This window comes from Leucothrix mucor DSM 2157 (assembly GCF_000419525.1).
GTDB lineage: Bacteria > Pseudomonadota > Gammaproteobacteria > Thiotrichales > Thiotrichaceae > Leucothrix > Leucothrix mucor.
Map to the genome: position 1 here is coordinate 1,495,210 of NZ_ATTE01000001.1, position 19,651 is coordinate 1,514,860.

Annotated in this window: 21 protein-coding genes; 8 read left to right on the top strand and 13 right to left on the bottom strand. The window is 48.1% G+C overall.

Annotated features, from left to right (window positions below):
- Window positions 1-91: 91 nt before the first annotated feature.
- Window positions 92-1,219, bottom strand: a complete 1,128-nt coding sequence (locus LEUMU_RS0106635) for a Fic family protein (RefSeq protein ID WP_022951495.1) — start codon at window positions 1,217-1,219, stop codon at window positions 92-94.
- A 408-nt stretch (window positions 1,220-1,627) separates the two neighbouring features.
- On the opposite strand from LEUMU_RS0106635, the gene LEUMU_RS0106640 reads away from it, so the two are divergent.
- Window positions 1,628-2,320 carry a Crp/Fnr family transcriptional regulator gene (locus LEUMU_RS0106640; protein WP_022951496.1) on the top strand — a complete coding sequence of 231 codons (693 nt, stop codon included), beginning with the start codon at window positions 1,628-1,630 and terminating at the stop codon, window positions 2,318-2,320.
- A gap of 97 nt (window positions 2,321-2,417) precedes the next feature.
- Window positions 2,418-3,299, top strand: coding sequence for an MBL fold metallo-hydrolase (locus tag LEUMU_RS0106645; protein WP_022951497.1), 882 nt, complete (start codon window positions 2,418-2,420; stop codon window positions 3,297-3,299).
- Between the two features lie 701 nt (window positions 3,300-4,000).
- Here the strand turns inward: LEUMU_RS0106645 and LEUMU_RS0106655 are convergent.
- Entirely contained in the window at window positions 4,001-4,687 is a 687-nt protein-coding gene (locus LEUMU_RS0106655; protein WP_022951499.1) for a cysteine hydrolase family protein, read from the bottom strand.
- Between the two features lie 18 nt (window positions 4,688-4,705).
- Window positions 4,706-5,524, bottom strand: coding sequence for a LytTR family DNA-binding domain-containing protein (locus tag LEUMU_RS0106660; RefSeq protein WP_157474277.1), 819 nt, complete (start codon window positions 5,522-5,524; stop codon window positions 4,706-4,708).
- 223 nt (window positions 5,525-5,747) lie between these two features.
- On the opposite strand from LEUMU_RS0106660, the gene LEUMU_RS0106665 reads away from it, so the two are divergent.
- Window positions 5,748-6,395 (top strand): hypothetical protein, encoded by a 648-nt coding sequence (locus LEUMU_RS0106665; RefSeq protein ID WP_022951501.1) that lies wholly within the window; start codon window positions 5,748-5,750, stop codon window positions 6,393-6,395.
- Window positions 6,396-6,442: 47 nt separating this feature from the next.
- Here LEUMU_RS0106665 and LEUMU_RS0106670 read toward each other — a convergent pair whose 3' ends face one another.
- The 3 genes from LEUMU_RS0106670 to LEUMU_RS0106680 form a co-directional block, all read right to left on the bottom strand.
- Window positions 6,443-7,048: a glutathione S-transferase gene (locus LEUMU_RS0106670; RefSeq protein WP_022951502.1), complete on the bottom strand. Its 606-nt coding sequence runs from the start codon at window positions 7,046-7,048 to the stop codon at window positions 6,443-6,445.
- 108 nt (window positions 7,049-7,156) lie between these two features.
- Entirely contained in the window at window positions 7,157-8,869 is a 1,713-nt protein-coding gene (locus LEUMU_RS27820) for a DUF3592 domain-containing protein (protein ID WP_022951503.1), read from the bottom strand.
- Window positions 8,870-8,962: 93 nt separating this feature from the next.
- Window positions 8,963-9,409: an Lrp/AsnC family transcriptional regulator gene (locus tag LEUMU_RS0106680; protein ID WP_022951504.1), complete on the bottom strand. Its 447-nt coding sequence runs from the start codon at window positions 9,407-9,409 to the stop codon at window positions 8,963-8,965.
- A gap of 128 nt (window positions 9,410-9,537) precedes the next feature.
- Here LEUMU_RS0106680 and ctlX point away from each other — a divergent pair, with 128 nt between their 5' ends.
- Both ctlX and LEUMU_RS0106690 read left to right on the top strand, forming a co-directional pair.
- Window positions 9,538-10,482, top strand: coding sequence for a citrulline utilization hydrolase CtlX (gene ctlX, locus LEUMU_RS0106685; protein WP_022951505.1), 945 nt, complete (start codon window positions 9,538-9,540; stop codon window positions 10,480-10,482).
- Between the two features lie 122 nt (window positions 10,483-10,604).
- The gene (locus LEUMU_RS0106690; protein ID WP_022951506.1) at window positions 10,605-11,267 is read left to right on the top strand and encodes an OmpW/AlkL family protein; all 663 of its coding nucleotides are present in this window, start codon (window positions 10,605-10,607) and stop codon (window positions 11,265-11,267) included.
- Between the two features lie 146 nt (window positions 11,268-11,413).
- Here LEUMU_RS0106690 and LEUMU_RS24995 read toward each other — a convergent pair whose 3' ends face one another.
- The 5 genes from LEUMU_RS24995 to LEUMU_RS25005 form a co-directional block, all read right to left on the bottom strand.
- Window positions 11,414-12,322 (bottom strand): LysR family transcriptional regulator, encoded by a 909-nt coding sequence (locus LEUMU_RS24995; protein WP_022951507.1) that lies wholly within the window; start codon window positions 12,320-12,322, stop codon window positions 11,414-11,416.
- Between the two features lie 77 nt (window positions 12,323-12,399).
- Complete coding sequence (locus tag LEUMU_RS0106700; protein ID WP_022951508.1) at window positions 12,400-12,732, bottom strand: LysR substrate-binding domain-containing protein; 333 nt, start codon at window positions 12,730-12,732, stop codon at window positions 12,400-12,402.
- Window positions 12,733-12,735: 3 nt separating this feature from the next.
- Window positions 12,736-13,110: an ISAs1 family transposase gene (locus LEUMU_RS27825; RefSeq protein ID WP_051155980.1), complete on the bottom strand. Its 375-nt coding sequence runs from the start codon at window positions 13,108-13,110 to the stop codon at window positions 12,736-12,738.
- Window positions 13,047-13,856: an ISAs1 family transposase gene (locus LEUMU_RS25000; protein ID WP_051155982.1), complete on the bottom strand. Its 810-nt coding sequence runs from the start codon at window positions 13,854-13,856 to the stop codon at window positions 13,047-13,049. Before LEUMU_RS25000 ends, LEUMU_RS27825 begins: the two co-directional genes overlap by 64 nt.
- Before the next feature lie 44 nt (window positions 13,857-13,900).
- On the bottom strand, window positions 13,901-14,503 hold the full coding sequence (locus LEUMU_RS25005; protein ID WP_022951509.1) for a LysR family transcriptional regulator: 603 nt from the start codon (window positions 14,501-14,503) through the stop codon (window positions 13,901-13,903).
- 129 nt (window positions 14,504-14,632) lie between these two features.
- Between LEUMU_RS25005 and LEUMU_RS0106715 the strand changes: the two genes are divergently transcribed.
- The 3 genes from LEUMU_RS0106715 (at window position 14,633) to LEUMU_RS0106725 (ending at window position 17,368) form a co-directional block, all read left to right on the top strand.
- Window positions 14,633-15,253: a glutathione S-transferase family protein gene (locus LEUMU_RS0106715; protein ID WP_022951510.1), complete on the top strand. Its 621-nt coding sequence runs from the start codon at window positions 14,633-14,635 to the stop codon at window positions 15,251-15,253.
- Window positions 15,254-15,341: 88 nt separating this feature from the next.
- A complete protein-coding gene (locus LEUMU_RS25010; RefSeq protein WP_022951511.1) occupies window positions 15,342-16,346 on the top strand; it encodes a pyridoxamine 5'-phosphate oxidase family protein in 1,005 nt (334 codons plus the stop codon).
- Between the two features lie 155 nt (window positions 16,347-16,501).
- Window positions 16,502-17,368: an NAD(P)-dependent oxidoreductase gene (locus LEUMU_RS0106725; RefSeq protein ID WP_022951512.1), complete on the top strand. Its 867-nt coding sequence runs from the start codon at window positions 16,502-16,504 to the stop codon at window positions 17,366-17,368.
- Here the strand turns inward: LEUMU_RS0106725 and LEUMU_RS0106730 are convergent.
- Together LEUMU_RS0106730 and LEUMU_RS0106735 are read right to left on the bottom strand one after the other, a co-directional pair.
- Window positions 17,365-18,519 carry an alpha-hydroxy acid oxidase gene (locus tag LEUMU_RS0106730; protein WP_022951513.1) on the bottom strand — a complete coding sequence of 385 codons (1,155 nt, stop codon included), beginning with the start codon at window positions 18,517-18,519 and terminating at the stop codon, window positions 17,365-17,367. The genes LEUMU_RS0106725 and LEUMU_RS0106730 overlap by 4 nt on opposite strands.
- A 2-nt stretch (window positions 18,520-18,521) precedes the next feature.
- A complete protein-coding gene (locus LEUMU_RS0106735; RefSeq protein WP_022951514.1) occupies window positions 18,522-19,646 on the bottom strand; it encodes a thiamine pyrophosphate-dependent enzyme in 1,125 nt (374 codons plus the stop codon).
- Window positions 19,647-19,651 lie beyond the last annotated feature (5 nt).

Genomic DNA, 19,651 nt, shown 5'->3' on the forward strand with positions numbered 1-19,651 from the left:
GGTTTATAACGGCGGAATATCTAAATCAAATTCATGTCTGACGCGTTGATAATGCTCAATGTGGATACTTTCAGAGTCAACTAGCAGTGTGCTAGATATTCAAGCCATAACGCGTATTACGACCTTCGCCTGGCAGTTGCACCAGTACCGATTTATTGACCAAGTCCTGTAAATCGCGCAGCGCGGTACTGGGTGAACACTTTGCGCGCTTCACGTACTTATTACGGTTAACCGAGCGGGGATCGCCGCCTACACCGTTGCTAAATAGATCTAGCACGACCTGCAATTGCCGCTCATTCATCACAGCTTGGTGAGTCTTTAGGAAGTTTGCTTTCTGTACTGTCCACGCGATGGTGTCTTGAGTGATCTTGAGGGATTGGACTGTGATATCAACAAACCATGCGATCCATTCGCCAATATCCAAATTGCCTTTTTGTGCCTGCTCCAGCTGGTCGTAATATGCCTGTTTATTCTGTTCAATGGCGGTCGACAGACTGTGAAGCACCGGCTGATGAGTATCCTGCGCCAGTGCATGATCGGCTAAGGCGCGAGCGATGCGTCCATTGCCGTCGTCAAACGGGTGAATGGTGACAAACCAAAGGTGTGTGATGGCAGCGCGGATGGGGCCGGGTATCAGCGCTTCGGGTGAGCTGTGTTGTGGGTTGCTTTGGTTGTACCACTGGAAAAACGTCGCCATTTCCTCAGCAACCGAAGCGGCCGGCGGTGCTGAAAAGTGTATCTTCTGTTTGTGTAATGGCCCGCTGATGACATCAATACCTTCAGTGCGCCATGCGCCAACAATCAGCTTGTGACCCCATGCATCATAAGTATTTGGCAGTAACATGCGATGCCAGCGAAATAAGGTTTCCTCATCCAGTTGTGGATCTGCTTGTTGGAAGTTATGCACCATCAGCGCAGAGATACCCTGTGCACGTGGGTCGCGGATATGCAGGGGAGGATGGCTTAAGCCTAGGTGGTTTCTCAGTGAGGAGCGCACATCTTCAGGGTTAAGGTGTTCACCTTCAATTGCTGAGGTCGTAATGGCTTCATTGACCATGAGATCAATACAGGCATCCAAGCGTTGGTCGTCTGGAATACCTTGTAGTTGATTACTGAGCCGACCTGCGTTTTGCGCATAGTGGTAGAGCTGATTTGCAGGTATAGCGCTATCAGCATATGTGAAGTCGGGCCAGTTGGAGTGTTGCCAAATATAGTTCATGACGCGATTATATCAATTATTCGCGTCATAAATCGCCTAATTATGACGCGAATAAGCTATCTAATCGCATCATCGCATAAAATGGTTTAAACCAGACGACATTCTGCCTAAGCAATAGCTTTAATCGTTGAGGTTTATAAAGGTGGAATATCCAAGCCAACTTCACGCCTGACGCGTCGGTAAATATCGGTAACCGGAAGCTCCAGATCAATTGATTCTAAGACTAAGCTTTACTCCGCACCAAAGGCTTCACGTTGCCAGTTGTTACGACGACGGTAAACCCATACCCACGGAGTACTCGTGTCATGCTGCTAAATCCTCATCAACTTCTTCGCTTTATGATAGTTTATTAGTAGAGTGCTTTGCACCTCATCAAAAATTGAAACTATAAAGTTGGTAGAACAGTTAATGCCGTCACAGACCATGATCGATATCACACCACCAGAAGCATGGGTTGAGCGTTTCCCAGGCCTTTCCCAGCTGGATGCTTCAACCAAGTCAGCCTTATTGGCAGGCAGTAAACTAGTCGATATCGCGATGGGCTCCAGTGTGTTCGCACCTGGAAAAACGGCCAGTAATCTGCTGTTTCTGCTTGAGGGTACGGTACGCGTGCAGCAAACCTCCAGCTCGGGTCATGAGATCGTGCTTTACCGCGCTCATGCCGGTGAAAGTTGCGTGATGACTAATGCTTGTCTGTTTGCCTATCAAGGTAACTCAGCAGAGGGGATTGCTGAAACGCCGGTGCAGGCTGCGAGTATTCCAAAGCAGCTCTTCGATAAGCTATTGGCTGAGTCGTCCTCATTTCGTGACTTTGTGCTCTACGCCTTTTCGCGGCGCATTACTGACTTGTTTCAGATGGTGGGTGAGGTGGCCTTTAAGCGCTTGGATGCTCGCCTGGCAGAGAAGCTGCTTGAGCTTGCAGATGAGAATGGAGTGGTTACCACGACGCATCAAAAGTTGTCGGTGGAGTTAGGTACTGCTCGCGAAGTGGTATCAAGGCATTTGAAGCAATTTCAGTTAAATGGTTTGGTGGAAGTGTCGCGCGGCAAGGTGGCTATTCTTGATCGGCCTGAGCTAATTGCGGTTTCCGAAAAAATATAATTTGCCCCGCTTCATGAGTTTGGTGACTAAGTCACCAACGGTACTTCTTTAAGGCTCTATACTGTACAAATCTAATAAAAGTTTTGAGAGGTGAATCATGGACTACCCAGTCAATATGCAGTCTGTTCCAGAGGTTACGGCGTTTTTGGAAGAAGAAACCGGTACGATTTGTTACTTGGTTCGTGATCCTTCCAGCAAGCATTGCGCCATTATCGACAGTGTACTTAACTTTAACTTTTTCGCCGGACGCACCAGCTACGAGCATGCTGATTCGGTGATCGCTGTGGTCGAGGCCGAAGGTTTAACGCTGGACTGGATTATTGAAACCCACGTCCATGCGGATCACTTAAGTGCTGCGCCTTACATTCAAAGTAAGCTGGGCGGTAAAATCGGCATCGGCGATCATATCCAAACCGTGCAAGAGACTTTCGGCATTTTCTATAATGAAGGCTCTGAATTTCAACGCGACGGTTCGCAGTTTGATCAGTTATTTAAAGATGGCGATACGTACCAAATCGGTAATATGCAAGGCTTTGCAATCTATGCACCAGGTCACACGCCAGCCTGCATGGCTCATGTGATTGGAAATGCAACCTTCACCGGCGATACCTTGTTTATGCCAGATAGTGGCTCTGCGCGGACTGACTTCCCAGGGGGTGATTCAGGTGTACTGTATGACAGTATCCAGAAGATCTTGGCAATGCCGGATGATATGCGTTTGTTCATGTGCCACGACTATGGTGGAGAAGGTCGTGGAGTGGCTTGGGAAACTACAGTTGCTGAGCAAAAAGCCAAGAATGTTGATTTTGGTGGTGACACTACGCGTGAAGAGTTCGTTGCTTTACGCGATAAGCTTAACTCTGGTTTGGCTGCGCCAAGGCTCATTATTCCATCGCTTCAGGTGAATATGCGAGCCGGTCATTTACCAGAAGATAAAGATGGTAATTTGATGTTGAAAGTACCGGTCAACAAGCTGTAAGAATCATTTTTTCAGCCGCCACTGAATGGTGGCGGCTGGAGTTTTTTGTACGTCTGCATCATTTAGTTATATCCTTTCAAAATTCGCTGCCCAGCGAGAGTATCCCTAAAAGTTCCTGAGCTTATTACATCTCTGATACGTCGGACCGTTGATTTTTTAATTAAAGTTAAATGTTAATAATGCTTTGTATCGTATTGATTTTAAATAATAAGAGATCTTCGATCTAAGTTCCTGTTATTTGATCAAAATACAGGGGAATGAAGTTGAAGCCGGGTCAATTTAGGAGAATGGAGGGTCCAAAAATCTAATTCACCACCATAGATATCAATCTAATATCAGTAAGTTATAGGGTTTTATTTACTATAATTGTTATGAGTTGATGGGATATGACGAGGATGATGCGTCAGGTGCTGAAAAGCCTTTGAGTGCTTTGATAATAGGAACCATTTCTGATGAAAGACGGCGGGTCTGGCGATGCACTAAATACCAATAAAACAATTACCTATAAAGCATTAGTGACAAATAACATTGCTTTGAAATACCTGGCTTAAATGCTCCATATTTTAGTGATGGTAAGCCTTTGACAGTGCACGGCTTGTTGTTTTACTGGCAGGGCTAAACGTGATTGATTCGCAGTAAATAGTCATAGCAGACCCATCTTTATTTTTAATTTTAGCGGGTCTGCTACTGTATCTGATGGCTCAATCGGAGCGGCTACTTTGCATGATCTCAAACACATCTTCCGACTGGAGAACATGGCAATAAATCATATTGATAATCCTCAGCTCTTGCTCATGCAATTCATCGGTTGCAGCCGCACAGCAGTCTTCAACGACGACGACTTCAAAGCTCTCATCGGCGAGTGAGCGCACGGTGGAGCTCACACATTGATCGGTGAAAATACCGGCTACCACCACAGATTTGATTCCCATATTCTGAAGAATCAGGCGCAGATTTGTTCCTGTGAGTGCGCTGTCTGTGGTTTTCAAAACAGTGATTTCATCGCCTTGTGGTTCTAAAGCAGGCACGATCTGGCTATCGGCTCGGTCTTTGGGGAGTAGCAGGTAATTAAATCCCGGCTTTTTCTGGCTTAAGGAGCGATCCCTGCCATCGTCTTTTAAGCAGGCGATTCGCGCAAAAATAACTTCAATCCCAGCCTTACGGGATGCCTCAATCAACTCAGCCGTTTTGGGGATCACTTGCTGATTCATTCGTTGAAAGAACGGCTGCCAGCGCTGGCGCTCAGTCTCATCATCCGGCTCTTCCAGATAGGTATTCTGGATATCAATCACTAATAACGCGGTTTGCTCAGCAGGCAAACTGATGTCTTCCGGCTCTGGGGCATTTTCATAATAGAAAGAACGGTAAGCGGTTTTCCAGTTACTCATTTGATTTATCTCCAACTATTAGGGACATAACTGCCCAAATTTGCTTTCAACAACCTTACGGAAGGTTCGGCTAACGGGGACTTCTTTATCGCTGGCTAGCTTTAGTTTCATGCTTTGCCCTTCAACAATGACGCCTTTCACAGCCTCATGTGCAATCCAATGCGAGCGATGAACCTGCATGCCGAGTGCTGATGGCATCTGTTTTACAGCATCGGAGAAGCGGTGCAGTACCAAGCGAGACTCGGTGCTTGTGGTCACCAGTATGTAATGCTCCTGAGCTTCAATACAGCAGACACTGCCATCCAGCGGAGGCTCTAGCGAGTCGAGAAATCGTAATCTTACACTTCCATCATTCGAAGGTGTAAGTTCGGGTTCACGGTCTGGCTCTGGCGGCTGGCCAATTTGCAAAAGTACACGTGGTATCAGCAGCAAGCATCCAAGCACAATGTGATTATCAAGCTGATAGAAAAGCTCAAGCGCAAATGCGCTACTTCTGGAGGCTGGCTGTGTCGTATCATCATTTAAGCCCATCTCTGGTAATCCCACGATGATATCTAAGGCGGTAATGGCCAGCGTGAAGGGGATTAAGCTCAGCAGAATAGCCACGGCATAACTGGCCCATATGGGGAGTAGGTGGCTCAAAAACTTCTCAACGGCAAACAGTGCAGTCACAAAGAAGGCCGCTTCAATCAGCACTCTGAAGACCCAATAGAGGTAAGTACCCAGAACACCAAACAGTGCATATTGCGTGTTTTGATTGGCGGCTAGAGTCAAGCCAACCAACAGGGCTATTGCTACGATCCAAAACGCTTCAAACCGTAAAGAATTAAGCTTCAAAATTAGTGTCACTCATGTATTCATTCATGCTTCTTGAATGGATTTTTAGTTTTATGCTATTGAAAAATAATATAAATAGAGTCAATGAGTGTATATGAAAATGGCCACCAATGGCACTGGCGAAATAAGCGAAATGTAGCCGTAAAATATCGATAATTTGTGTCTATTATAGACCTCACAAACATAAGCACGTTTTCGCAAACCCACACAATCGAGGTGTTCCATGAAATTATCTATCCTACTCGCGTTAAGTCTGACGGCAGTCTCTGCAGCCCAGTATGCCCATGCAGCAGAAGAAGACACATCCATGAGTTTTTTTGTGACCAGCGTTGGCTCTGGTAAAGGTGGCGATTTAGGCGGCCTTGAAGGCGCAGACAAACACTGCACAACTCTGGCTGAAGCCGCTGGCGTTAAAGGAAAAATCTGGCACGCATATTTAAGTACGCAAGAAGAAGGCAAGCGCGGCGTTTCTGCCCGTGATCGTATTGGTGAAGGCCCATGGCACAATGCTAAAGGTGAATTGATTGCTAGCAATTTAGATCAGCTGCACATCATGCCTAATATCGTAAAGACTACAGCACTGGATGAGAACGGTGAGCTGGTTAATGGTCGTGGCGATGCACCAAACCGTCATGACTTGTTAACGGGTACGATGGAAGACGGAACAGCCTACTTTCCAAGCGTGACTGAAGATCGTACTTGCAGCAACTGGACAAGTTCAGATGAAGGCAGTGCGACGCTGGGTCATCATGACAGACATGGTGGTGGCAACACTTCGTGGAATTCAGCGCACGGCTCACAAGGTTGCTCAATGGATGCGCTAGCTAAAACTGGCGGTACAGGCTTGTTTATGTGCTTCGCTTCTAAATAAGTAATAGCGTCTGATGCGTGCTTTTGTGTAAAAACAGAAGCACGCATTTACGGCTTAGCCTTAGCCATTACCTTCAAAAATACTTCAGATGTTAGCCAAGCTTGCAGCCAGTGCTGTAGCTTCGGATAATCAGCCCCATCAAACCAAGCTTTATCAACATGCGCAAACTGACGCACAAATGGCATAGTGGCAATATCGCTTAGCGTGATTGTCGGGCCAGATAAATAGGTTTGCTCTGCAAGCCTATCTTCCAATTTGTGTAAAAACACCTCTCCCTGCTGCCGATAATATTCAAGGCTTTGCTCAGGATGATGCGTTGCGTATTTATAACGATCCAACCAATGCTTAAAGTCGCCATCATTTTCAGCGATTAATGCCAGCGTATCGGCTAATTCATTCTCCGGCGGCAGGAGTTGCTGCGGGTCATTTTGGCGCAGTGCCCAGAGCATAATATCAAGGCTTTCTTCCAATACGGTTCCATCTGCTAGCTGCAATACTGGCACCGTTGCTTTAGGACTAATGGCTAGCATTTCCGCAGGCTTATTACTTAAAGCCACTTCATGAATCTCTACTGCTTGTGCTGCATAGTGCAGCGCTAAGCGGGCGCGAATGGCATAAGGGCAGCGGCGAAAAGAGTAGAGTATTGGAAGCATGGTTTACCTGTTAAGCAGTATCGAAGCCCGGTGCGTATCATCCGGGCTCGCTAGTTTAGGGCAAAAGCGTAGTACTGGAAAGCTTGCCCGAAATACTCATCTACGACCTTATTTTGCTCCGACACGAGTCATACCCAACTTCTCACGAAAATAATCCTCAATCATTTCTGCCACATCCTCACCTTCAATGTGTTTAGCCAAGTTCAGTTTTTCTCCGGTATGCAAGCTGGCAAATACCGAGAAATACACCGTATGTTGATTACCAGATTGTGAGCGCATGGTTTCTTTCTTTTGGATGGTCGCAATGTCGGTAAAGGGAATTTGCTGGTTTTTGCTGAAGATGCCCAGTAGTCCCGTCGAGACGTTTAGCATTCTGTTTTTCAACACGACAGTAAGTGAGGAGAGTAGCCCTTTTAGACTAAAGATAAGCATAAGGCTACCAGCAATACACATCATCCAGAACACAAAGGCGGGCATTTCATCACGGAAGGTACTAACGATTCCGAGCATAAATCCACCCGAAATAGCCACAATAAGCTTGAGCGCCGGTTTGTAAAACATCGGGTAATGAACGCGTATTTCATTCCCTTGTTCCTGAAGTGGCAGGGAGTTGTTTAGGTTGACTTGGTTTCGATTGTCTACCCACTGTTTTGGCGCTTTGTATTTGACGGTTGATTGCTGACTGGTTCGATACACCGGTATTTCAAACGTCCGTTTGAGTTTGATGTCTGGTGACTCCACCTCAGCGCGCCACTCGTGCCAGCTATCATGCTTATCAATATCGGACTCCGGCAGGCCTTCTGGTACATCGAGGCAAAACTCAAGGCCATTGCTAATGCCGTGCGCGAAGTGCTTAGCCAGCGTATTGCCTTCCCAAATCAGATGCTCGTTTATCCGTCGGTTTTTACCCGAGCCAGAATACGATTTTCTAAGACACGAGACCTTCACGGTGTAACTGGCCAGCGCGGAGGTATTATTAGGCAGTGCTATTTTGCCTCCAATCTGCCCACCGATAGAGCCGGGAAATGGGGTCAGGCTTAATGGTGTTCTTCCAAACTGCCTGTGCTGTCTGATTGCTTTAATCATCAGGTAGATGAGGAATAAACCAGCCGCCGGAAAGAGGGCGAGTAGTGGCAGGATAATTGCAGGAAAGTCATCAATAATCTCCGAGCCATTCGCTAGCAGCACCGGCCACGTGATCAGGTTCCAGATTAAGCTGAAAATAGTAATGCCAATCATTTCAAGTTTGGCGTTGGAGGTGATTTTATTATCGGCCCATTTAGGATTGGATAGCCAAGGTTTATCGGCCGTTTCTGGCGAGATAATACGAGTACTCCCTCTAAGGCCGAGATACATAATCCCGCCACCGACTAAACCGAAGGTGACTACAAAGATAGAGGCAAAGCCCAACATTCCCCAGCGTAGGTTGCGATCAATAATGGCTTCCTGAGGATTATCGGGGTTGTAAAGTACAGTGATGATTTTATCCGAGTGTCGAAGCCTGCTCGCCATATCTTGATGGTAGCTACCCACATTATCGCTGCCGGGATGCACCGATACCCGATCACCTTCATAGACGCGGCCATTCACCTCATAGATGTAATCTGCAGTCGCTTTATAGGTCGTGCTATCACCCGTGGTATGAATGAGTTTTGAGGAAAGCAGTTTGGCGTCGACCGGCACCCATGATTGCATACGCACGGCATCGTAAAACGGGCTGCCGAGCATCATCACCAACATAAATAAGGCCGGTAGCGCAAAGCACGCGCCGAATATAGCCAGGAACCAACTGCGTTTTGTTTCTTTGTGGGCGTTCTTCATGAAAGTTCCTGTTTTTATTGTTGTTAATCAGGATTGTAATCAAGAAGTGAGGCGCTATCGAAAACGTGCGACTAATGGAGTAAAGTTTGCGGCTTACTTGGCCGCCGTGCGGACCGTGGATAGCAAAATACTGGTCTCGGATGACACAATCCCGCTGATATCCCGAATGCGCCCCAGCACCTCATCAAACTCGGCTAATGAACCGGCTTGTAACTCGATCACCATATCCCAGTGGCCATTGGTGGAGTGAATCGCGGTTACGCAGGGCTCTTGCAGCAATTTAGCACGTACTTTTTTCAGCGACTGACCTTCCAGCTCAATACTGGTATGCGCCCGCACCAGTGACAGCCCTTGGTCTGCAGCGGTTGAGATGAGGGTGGTGTAGCCGGTAATCACGCCTTTCTTTTCCAGCTTGTCGATGCGGTTTTGTACCGTGGCGCGAGAAACGCCAATGGTCGTGGCCAAGCGTGCCACCGGCTCACGTGCATTGCTGCGTAACAAACCAATTAATTGTCGATCAATATTATCAAGGCTATACATATCGCTAACTGAACTTATCAGAAAGTAATAATCATAAGCAATTTACCAGAGTTTATGCACTAATCTTTAGCTACGCGCGCTGAAATAATGGGTCACTTCGTTAATCAGCGCAATCAAGGCGGCCAAGCATGAGCAATACCCAGCAATATCCTTTGTTATCTACCCAGTCACCAGCGTCGGTGGTAATGATCAGACCACACCATTTTCATCCCAACCCTGAAACGGCTGATGACAATGTGTTTCAGCAAGTTGAAGTGGTCGGCAGTCGCCAGGAAACCTCGGCAAAGGCCTATCAGGAAGTGACTGAGGCGGCGGACACCTTGCGAGCTAATGGTGTAACTGTTCACTTGTTCGAGGATGAATCGCAGCGCACGCCGGACTCGGTATTTCCAAATAACTGGTTCTCCACACATGCCGGTGGCCATGTGGCGGTGTATCCCATGTATTCGCGTAATCGCCGACTTGAGCGCCGTAGCGATGTACTGGATATGTTGAAAACTGAGTATCGGGTGCAGGATACAATTGATTACTCTGGGCTGGAGCCAGACGGTTTATTTCTGGAAGGTACTGGTTCCATGGTATTGGACCATATTGATCGGGTTGCGTACACCGCACGCTCCAACCGCGCCAATGCCATTGCACTGGAACGCTTCTGTACTCACTTTAATTTTGAACCAATGGCCTTTGATTCGGCGGATGAAAATGGCGTGCCGATTTACCATACTAATGTGTTGATGAGTATTGCAGAGCGCTATGTGTTGATTGGATCGGAGTTAATTTCTGAGCCACAGCGCCGTGCTGAAGTCTTGCAGCGCTTTGAAGCGACGGGCCGTGAGATTATTGAATTATCCAATGATCAGGTGCGCAGCTTTGCCGCCAACGCACTAGAGCTTGCCACGCCCGATGGCAAAGTGCTGGCGATGTCGGCGACGGCTTATGAAGCGATCTCGCCAGCGCAGCGAAAGCAGATCGAGCAATATGCGAAAATCGTGGCCTTATCAGTGCCTACCATTGAGCAAGCAGGTGGCTCAGTGCGTTGTATGCTGGCAGGTATTCACTTAACGCGTCGCTAGGGTACTGATAATATTGCAGAATTATTTATGCAAAATATTTAATGGCCTCAACCTGATCTAGATCAATTTTTCCTTATTTGTGCGGGTTTAGAATTCCCAACATCTTAATAAGGAGTGACAAAATGAACACGGTTAAAGGGATTGTACTAGCGGTCAGCTCTGCGCTGTTTGTGTTACCAATGGCGGCATCTGCTTATGATAAGGGTGACATTCTAGTAAAATTCGGTGCGGCTTCTGTGAGCCCGGAGTCTACCAGTGATGATATCGATGGTTTTATCGGTGCGTCGGTTGGTGCGGATGATGAAGTGCAGCTAGGTGTGTCTGGTACTTACATGGTGTCTGATAGGCTGGGTCTTGAGCTACTGGCAGCCACACCTTTTAGTCATGACATTACTGGTAAGGACCTGCTCAATGGTGCAGATATCGGTTCAATTAAGCACCTGCCACCAACCTTAAGCGCTCAATATTACTTCATGGGAAGTAAGAGCAAGTTCAAGCCTTATGTTGGCGTCGGCGTTAACTACACCGTTTTCTTTGATGAAGAAACAGGTTCGGATGCAGAAGGTTTAGGTTATAGCGATTTAGATCTTGATGACTCAATAGGCTTGGCTGCACAGGTTGGCTTTGACTATCAGTTGAATAACAAATGGATGTTAAATGCCTCTGCTATGTATGCAAAAATTGATACCACTGCAACTTTATCTGGTGATGGTATTGATGATCTGACTGTCGATTACGACATTGATCCAATGGTTTATCGCTTGAATGTTGGTTTCACATTCTAAATAGTGATTGCTTCAAAAAAGCCTGCTGTCAATAGCGGGCTTTTTATTGCCTGAGTGTAATTCATACCTCGTTAAAACATCCTTTCTAAATGTCGTGAAGTAATAGGGCTATCGTACTGGAATTCGCATTGCAGTAACCAACCTGATCAGAGGCTCTGCTTCGCTACAATTTGGTGTAGTAACTCCATGACCGCTTCAGCGCGCACACTGGTTTGTATATCCGCCGCACGGCTAATCACAATCTGTAACGATTTGCACAGCCCAGCTTCCAAAGGAACCATTTTGAGCTCCCCGCCATTATAGGAAATATTGGTTTGAGGGCGCTGATTCAGTAGGCTAAAGCCAAGTCCTGAAGCCACCATACAGCGCACCATTTCAAAACTGCGACTACGATAAGCGATCTCTGGTTGGCAGCCAATGCCATTAAACAACGACAGGAAGTAATCGCCACTGTGAGGCAAATCCAGCAATATCATGGGCTCTTGAGATAATTGCTTTAAGGATATGGAGTCAAGCTTGGTCAATGGGTGAGCGGCGGGTAATAAAACATAAGGCGGGCAATCTGCCAGCGGCTCATGATGAATTCGCTTGTCCTGATCCAAACCATAACTTAAGGCTAGCTCCAAATGGCCACTTAATAACTGAGCATCCAGCTTGGCCAGATTGTCTTCGGTGACATGGATTGATAGCGCGGGATACTCTTTGCGGGCCAGCTGTAACAAGCGCGGTATAACCAATGGGCCAAGCGTTGAAAAACAACCAATACGAATCTTGCCAGCCACTTGTTTGTTAAGCCCTCGCGCATAGTCATCTAAGGCGTCGGCTTGCTGTAACAGCTGCTTACATTGGCGCAGTAATGATTTGCCGTCTGCCGTTAAGGTAACACCTTGTGCCTTGTGACGGATAAACAGCTGGGTATCCCAGATTTCTTCCAATTGACTTAAGGCAGCTGACAATGCCGGTTGGGAGATATGCAGTAATTTGGCGGCTCCGGCAACTTTTCCAGACTCTGCGATGGTCACGAAATAACGGATTTGCTTAAGAGAAGGATGCATGGATAAGCCTAAATTAACTAAAATTTATCTTTCATCGTAGTTAAATCAGTTTTTTATTTCAATTGAAATCATTTAAATTAAAACACCTTAACCAAATGGTCGATCAAGGCTCGAATTCGAGCCGTTAGGTGACGACCTGGTGGATACACCGCATGCAGGTCAATGGCGGAAGCTTCCTCAGCTTCAAACAAACACTTCAGCTCCCCACGTGCTAAAGCCTCCTCCACCGCATACAAAGGGCACATGCCAATTCCTAAGCCTCCGATCGCGGCCTGAGCGATAGCTCGTGGCGCATTGGAGTAAAAAGACCCTGTCACTGGAATAGTTACTTTTTCACCACCCACATTAAACTTCCAACTGCCGGTCTCGGAGGAAAATCGCTGTAGCAGGCAGGGCAAACGCATGAACATAAATCAAACAATCAGTCCCAGAATATGGCATAAGTACTTCTCACTCCAGCCACAGCCTTTCCGTTTATTTTTGATGCCTAGCTTAATCGTCGTATCTTGTTTAAGTAAATTCAACGCAATTTGTCGGGCAGTGGCCAGGTTCTTAGCGGCAAATCCCTGCCGAGCGCGGGATTGATCCTCATTGAAAGCAACATCCAACACCCAATGCAGATTATTCTCCACCTGCCAGTGCTGGCGACTGGCGATCAGTACCGCCTCGGCGGACATCACCCGGCTACTCACAAAGTAACGAATATCACTGGTTTTCTTTTCGCCTACCTCCCGATCATACTGAATTGCGGCAACCGTTTTAGCCCCCAGCTCTTGAGTGCCGGCCACCCGGAAGCGTCTTGCACCGAACAACGGCGATACTCCTGACGGTGGTGTTTCGCATCCGTCATCACACTGAACGCTGGATCAGTCGGTGAGTCCTCCGGATGCTGTGCCCAATAACCCATAAAGTGAGTATCGATGGCGTTATACAGACTCCGTTGGTTCTTTTTAACCGCTAATAGGTAATCCGCTTGCTGCTTCACAATTTGACTCGCAATCTTCTTTTGACAGCTCATTGCATCCGCCGTCACTAAGCACCCTTTAATCGCCAGCTTTTCCAGCAAGGTAGGGACTGCCGTGATTTCGTTTGACTTGTCATTTACCGTCTCCTGACCTAAACAAATACCCAGCTCAGTGGACCAGGCATTGACGGTATGACTGGTGGGGGCAGAGTGACCGCGGGAGCCACGTTGCGTTTTCCCATCAACCGCAATGACACCCGCTAACTCCGTTTGTACTAATGTGTCCTGTACCCATTCGATAAAAATATCATGAAAATGCGCCGGATCCAGCAATGAAAACAAGCGGTTAAAGGTATCATGAGACGGAACACCGCCAGGGAGTTTCAGATAGCGACGAAACCAATCTTCACGGGTTTTTGCGTATAATTCGATGCTATTCCAGTCATCAGCACCACACAAAATACCGCAGACCGCCATAAAAATGGCTTCACTAAAGCGGTGGCTGCATTTGTTAGACTGACGAGGGTCGGGGAGTTGTTCGATGTATTCTAAGAGTGAGCGCTGACTCATGAAGAAAAATCTTCATTTTATAGGATACCTGGCCCTGAAATTGATTATTTTATGTTCATGCGTTTGCCCTGCTGTAGCAGGCAGTTATGCTCGGTCAGATCTTGCGGCTGTTTTGGCTCGCCATAGTTAGCTAAATAGCTTGGTGATGCGACAACCACCACGCGCATATTCATTAGCTTACGCGCCACTAAACTGGAGTCTTCCAACTCACCAAAGCGAATCGCCAGATCAAAGCCTTCCTCTATCAGCGCGATATGTTGGTCGGATAGATGCAGGTCGATTTTTACATGTGGGTGCGCCAGTTGAAACGGGTGAATGGCTTCGACCAGTTTGCTACTGCCAAAGCCGGTTGGTGCGGTAATACGGATGGTTCCGGCCAAATCCGCCTGACGCTCTTGTACCAAACCCTCTAACTCGTCTAGTTGATCCAATAACGGCACGCAGCGGTTTAAATAGGCGCGACCAGTTTCAGTCAGCCCAACGCTGCGGGTCGTGCGGTTAAACAGCTGCGCGCCTAATCGCTCCTCCAGCTGTAAGACATATTTGCTGGCAAGCTTGGTGCTAATGCCTAGCGACTTTGCGCCGCTGGTAAATGACTTCTGCCGCGCCACCGCGACAAAGGTTCGCATGCCATCAATAGTATCCATTGTGTGCCTGATTTGTTTAAAAGTGATTATCTACATTTTAGCGATAATGTTTCCATAAATCGATATATTGTCTCTGAATTGTCAAGCACCTATGCTGAGCACACTCAACGATTAATTAGGGAACTCAGCATGTCAGACACTCTACGTATTTACAGTTTTCCGCTTTCCGGCCACTCGCATCGCGTGGTGTTATTTGCCAATCTGGCAGGTATTGCGCATGAGGTAATCAAGGTGGATTTAGCGACAGGTGAGCAAAAGCAAGCGCCGTATCTGGCGATCAATCCGCTTGGGCAAGTGCCTGCAATTCAGGATGGCGAGGCGACCATTTGTGACTCGAATGCGATTTTGGTTTATCTGGCGCGTAAGTATGCGCCGCAATACTTGCCGACTGATCCGGTGCTGGAAGCTGAGGTGCAAAAGTTCTTAACTGTCGCGGCGGGTGATTTGATGTATGGAGCCTGTGCAGCGCGCTTGATCACGGTGTTTAATGGCCCCTTTGATCCTGCATTTACAGCGTCGGTGGCAGAGGCTTATCTTGGCAGAATGGAAGCGCATTTAGCAGGGCGAGATTACTTAGTTGGCGAAAGTCCGACGATTGCAGATGTGGCTTTATACACTTACACCGCTCATGCGCCTGAGGGGAATATCTCCTTAGAAGCCTATCCGAATGTGCGTCGTTGGTTAGCCACTATCGAAGCGCTGGATGGCTTTGTGCCAATGATTGAAACTAAGGTTGGTTTGCGTGCTTGATCGCTAAGTAATTCAATAAAATCGATCCCATCGGTTCCATTGATGCTATCCGTTATTGGTTATTGGCAAAATAAATAAGGTAATGATTATGCAAGATGACACTCCGGAAGCCCCTGAAGTAGCACTGTTTCATGCTGGCGAAATAGCGATCCAAATACGCGTGGGACGGCAAGATATGGCGGAGCGCTTTGGTCGTCGTGCTATTCATAATGAGATTCCGGAGCAGCATCGGGCATTTTATTCGCAGCTGCCATTTTTAGTGATTGGCAGTGTGGATGAGCAGGGCTGGCCTTGGGCATCATTAGTCTGTGGCCGGCCTGGTTTTGCGCACTCGCCAGAGCCGCAGACGTTGCAAATTAATGCCATGCCTGATTCATCAGATCCACTGGCGGCAGCGCTAAAATCAGGTGCGCCGTTAGGCCTGTTGGGGATTGAAATGCCAACCCGCCGCCGTAATCGTTTAAATGCCAATGTGGCAGCGGTTGATAGCGATGGTTTTACCGTAACAGCAGTGCAAGCCTTTGGAAATTGCCCTCGGTTTATTCAAACCCGAGCTATTGAATTTGTACGGGAACCTCAACCTGCCACTGCGCCAACCGTCGTCAAAAAGCTAGATACTTTGGATGATGCGTCGCGTCAAATGATAGCAACGGCTGATACCTTTTTTGTCTCCAGCTATTTGCCGACAGAGGCCGATGCAGTAACGGAAGGCGTGGATGTCTCACACCGTGGCGGACTTCCGGGGTTTGTGAAAGTGGAGGGCAACACGCTAACGATTCCCGATTACAGCGGCAATAATTTGTTTAATACCTTAGGCAATTTCTTGCTGAATCCTAAAGCTGGGTTGATCTTCTCGGACTTCACTACGGGTAATGTGCTTATGCTCACCGGCACGGTCGACATTCTCTGGGAGGACTCTCCCGAGGCGCTGGCATTTGAAGGTGCAGACCGGGCATGGAAATTCACACTAGATCACGGCCTTTACTTGGAAGATGCGCTGCCATTTCGGGCTGAATTTGGGGACTATTCCCCCGCGACCTTAAAGACGGGTCATTGGCCAGAAGCGCAGAAATCGGCAACGGCTCAGCTCTGACCCTATCCTCAAACAAGCTGCGCTATATCCAATTATCCGAGGATAAATAGGTTTAGCTTTGCCGCCTTAGTCCCTAGCGCCTATACTCCCCGCTTTGATCTGTTGATGAGTGCTAGTGAGTCGACACATCGCCACGCAGTAAGGGAGCAATACCAATGCAAATCGCTTTTCTCGGAACCGGCCTGATGGGAGCACCAATGGTGCGTAATCTGGCAGCAGCAGGACACGATCTGCATATCTGGAACCGCAGTCTTGATAAGGCTCAGGCGCTAAGCGGTTTTGCCACAGTGTACGAAACGCCAATTGAAGCGGTCGATGGTGCGGATATTGTAATCACCATGCTATCCAATGGCCCCGTGACTGAGCACATGTTGCGAGAGCAGGGCGTTATGGCCGCTGCTCCGTCGGATGCTATTTTCATTAATATGGGCTCGGTTGAGCCAGACTGTGATCGTCACCTATCGGCATTGGCAGTCTCGCAAGCTAAGCATTATCTGGATGCGCCAGTATCCGGTGGCGTGCATGGCGCTGAAGAGGCGACATTGACTATTTTGGTTGGTGGCGATAAAGCTGTGATGGATGTAGTTGAGCCGGTGCTAACCGTGATGGGGACTCCGCATTATCTAGGCCCTGCAGGTTCTGGTCAGGTAGCTAAGCTAGCCAATCAAATGATTGTGGCCATTACCATCGGCGCAGTGGCCGAGTCATTTAAGCTGGCAGAAAGCGCGGGTTGCGATCCAGCCTTATTGCGCACGGCATTACGCGGTGGCTTTGCTGATAGCAAGATTTTAGAACTGCATGGCAAGCGCATGGTCGATCGTGACTTTGAACCAGGCGGGCGCTCATCCATCCAGCTAAAAGATCTGCATAATGTGCTGGCACTGGCGGCTGAGTCTAATTTAGATCTACCCATGACTGTGCAGGCAAAAAATGCCTTTACTGATTTGGTTGAACAGCATAATGGCGGCGATCTGGATCACTCAGCCTATTACTTATGGCTGGAGCGCAAAGCTAAAATCTAAGCTTGCGCCACCAAATGCTGAACCAAATCAGCCGGCGTATCACAGTGCAATTGCCCAAGTACCTGCTGTAATTCCTCTTTCAGCAGGTCAATGGTATGTGCTGCGCCGGTTTCGCCATGCGCCGCCACACCATACAAAAAGCTGCGACCAGAAAACACCATTTGCGCACCATTCGCTAGAAAGCGGGCAATGTCCACGCCGCTTTCCACGCCGCTATCCGCCATCACCACAACATGCTCAGGCACGGCCTCGACTATCTCACGCAAACATTCCACCGATGAGCGAGCCGCATCCAACTGCCTGCCGCCATGGTTAGATACAATCAAACCATCCGCGCCACACGCCACCGCCCGCCGTGCATCCTCTACCGTGATAATGCCTTTTACAATCAACTTACCCGACCATTGCTCGCGGATTTGTTTTAGCATCGGCTCATCGACCACATCTTTTAAGGTGGTACGCACATAATTGGCGATGTCTTCGATATTACTGAGGTTTTGAATATACGGCTGCAGCGAAGCAAATTGCGGTAGCCCAGCACGTAAGGTGGCGATAGACCAGCTTGGGCGCAGGGCGCTTTGAAACACGGATTTTGGGGTGATTTTGGGCGGAATCGCCAAGCCACTGCGCATATCTTTAGGGCGACGCCCCGCAACCGGTACATCAATGGTCACCACTAAATGTTTACAACCGACTGCTTCAGCACGGCGCATTAAATCTTTGCGAATTTCCAGATCAGACGGCGGGTATAGCTGAAACCAAAAGTGTTCTTTGGCAGCGGCTGCTGCACCTTCAATCGCCACTGTAGAGAGCGTACTGAGTACAAATGGAATCTTGGCCTCATGGGCAGCTCGCGCATGAAATAGCGAGGCATCCGGCCACACCAAGCCACTTAAACCCAGCGGTGCAATCCCAAAGGGCGCTTGATAGGTTTGATCAAATACCGTGGTGGTCAGCGCCGGTGGCGTGTAGGGTTTTAGCGAGTCCGGTCGTAAATACACAGCATCCAGCGCCGCACGGTTATGCCGGAGGGTGTGCTCCTGATTGCAGCCACCCTCGACATAATCAAACACAAATCCCGGAATACGCCGCTTGGCTCGCGCTTTTAAGTCAGCCACACAAGCTGATTGTCGGATTAGTGCTTGTACCATGGTTATTGGTTTCCGATTGCCTGCATAAAGCGCTGCTTAATCTCGGTGGCTTTCAGTGGAATCTCGCCGCCGACCTTATCGTTGCCTGCCTCAATCATGTAATGAATAAAGCGTGTTTTTTGCTGGATGGCATCGACCAGCTCGGCGGTATCATCGGTCATCACGGTTGACTCAATACCGATCGATTTTACAATGGCGGATAAATTGTAACCTTGAGAGCTAAGGGTTGGTTGGTTACCTGTCGAGCCCCAGCTGCCATTATCTAAGCAAATAATGGTCAGGTTTTTAGGGTTGAACGAAGCCAGATCAAGCAGCTGATTTGGGTTAAAGAAGAACGAACCATCACCATCAATCACATACACATGGCGACCTTCAATCGATTTGGCTAAGCCGATACCGACCTCAGTCGCCGCACCTAAAGCACCGAGCATATAAAAATTTGTGTCGCGGTCTTTATTGTTGTACAGCTCTTTGGAGGGGAAGCCGATTTGTGACAGCACAATGTCGTTATCGTTAACCGCTTCCACAATGGTGCCAATCGCATCATAACGCTTACGGGTGGGTGTGCCTTCATAGCCCGGAACATCCACGCTAATAGCTTTGATTTTTGGCTGACCAAACACGTGATAATCGGGGGTATTTTGCTCCCAAAGCTGCGGTGAGCAGAGATACACCTTCACTTTATTTTGCGCATAGCAATCTGCAAGGTCTTGCTCAATGCCTTCTAAATCCGCACCGGTTTCAAGAATCACGTATTCCACATCAATGGCTTTAAGCAGGGTTTCCACTTTGCCACCAAAAATGATCTGCGCTTCAATGGGCTCTTGAAAGTGCCCACGCCAGGAGACAAAGATCGGTAGGGCAGTTTGATAAAGCTTTTGCATGGTGTACAGCTCGGTCACCAGATTGCCCAAGCCGGTATTTTGAATCATCATGGCAGAGCGCTTATTGGCTAAGCTGCGACCAAAACACAAACCTAAACCGGCCGACTCTTTGGTGATATCCCAAACCGTGACATCATCCGGCTTATGGGCCATCAGAGCATTGAGTTTGTTACATGGCAAGTAGGTGACGGTGTTGACATCATTGCTTTGCAGCGCGTTCCAGATACGTTGACTGTTGTTCATGCTCG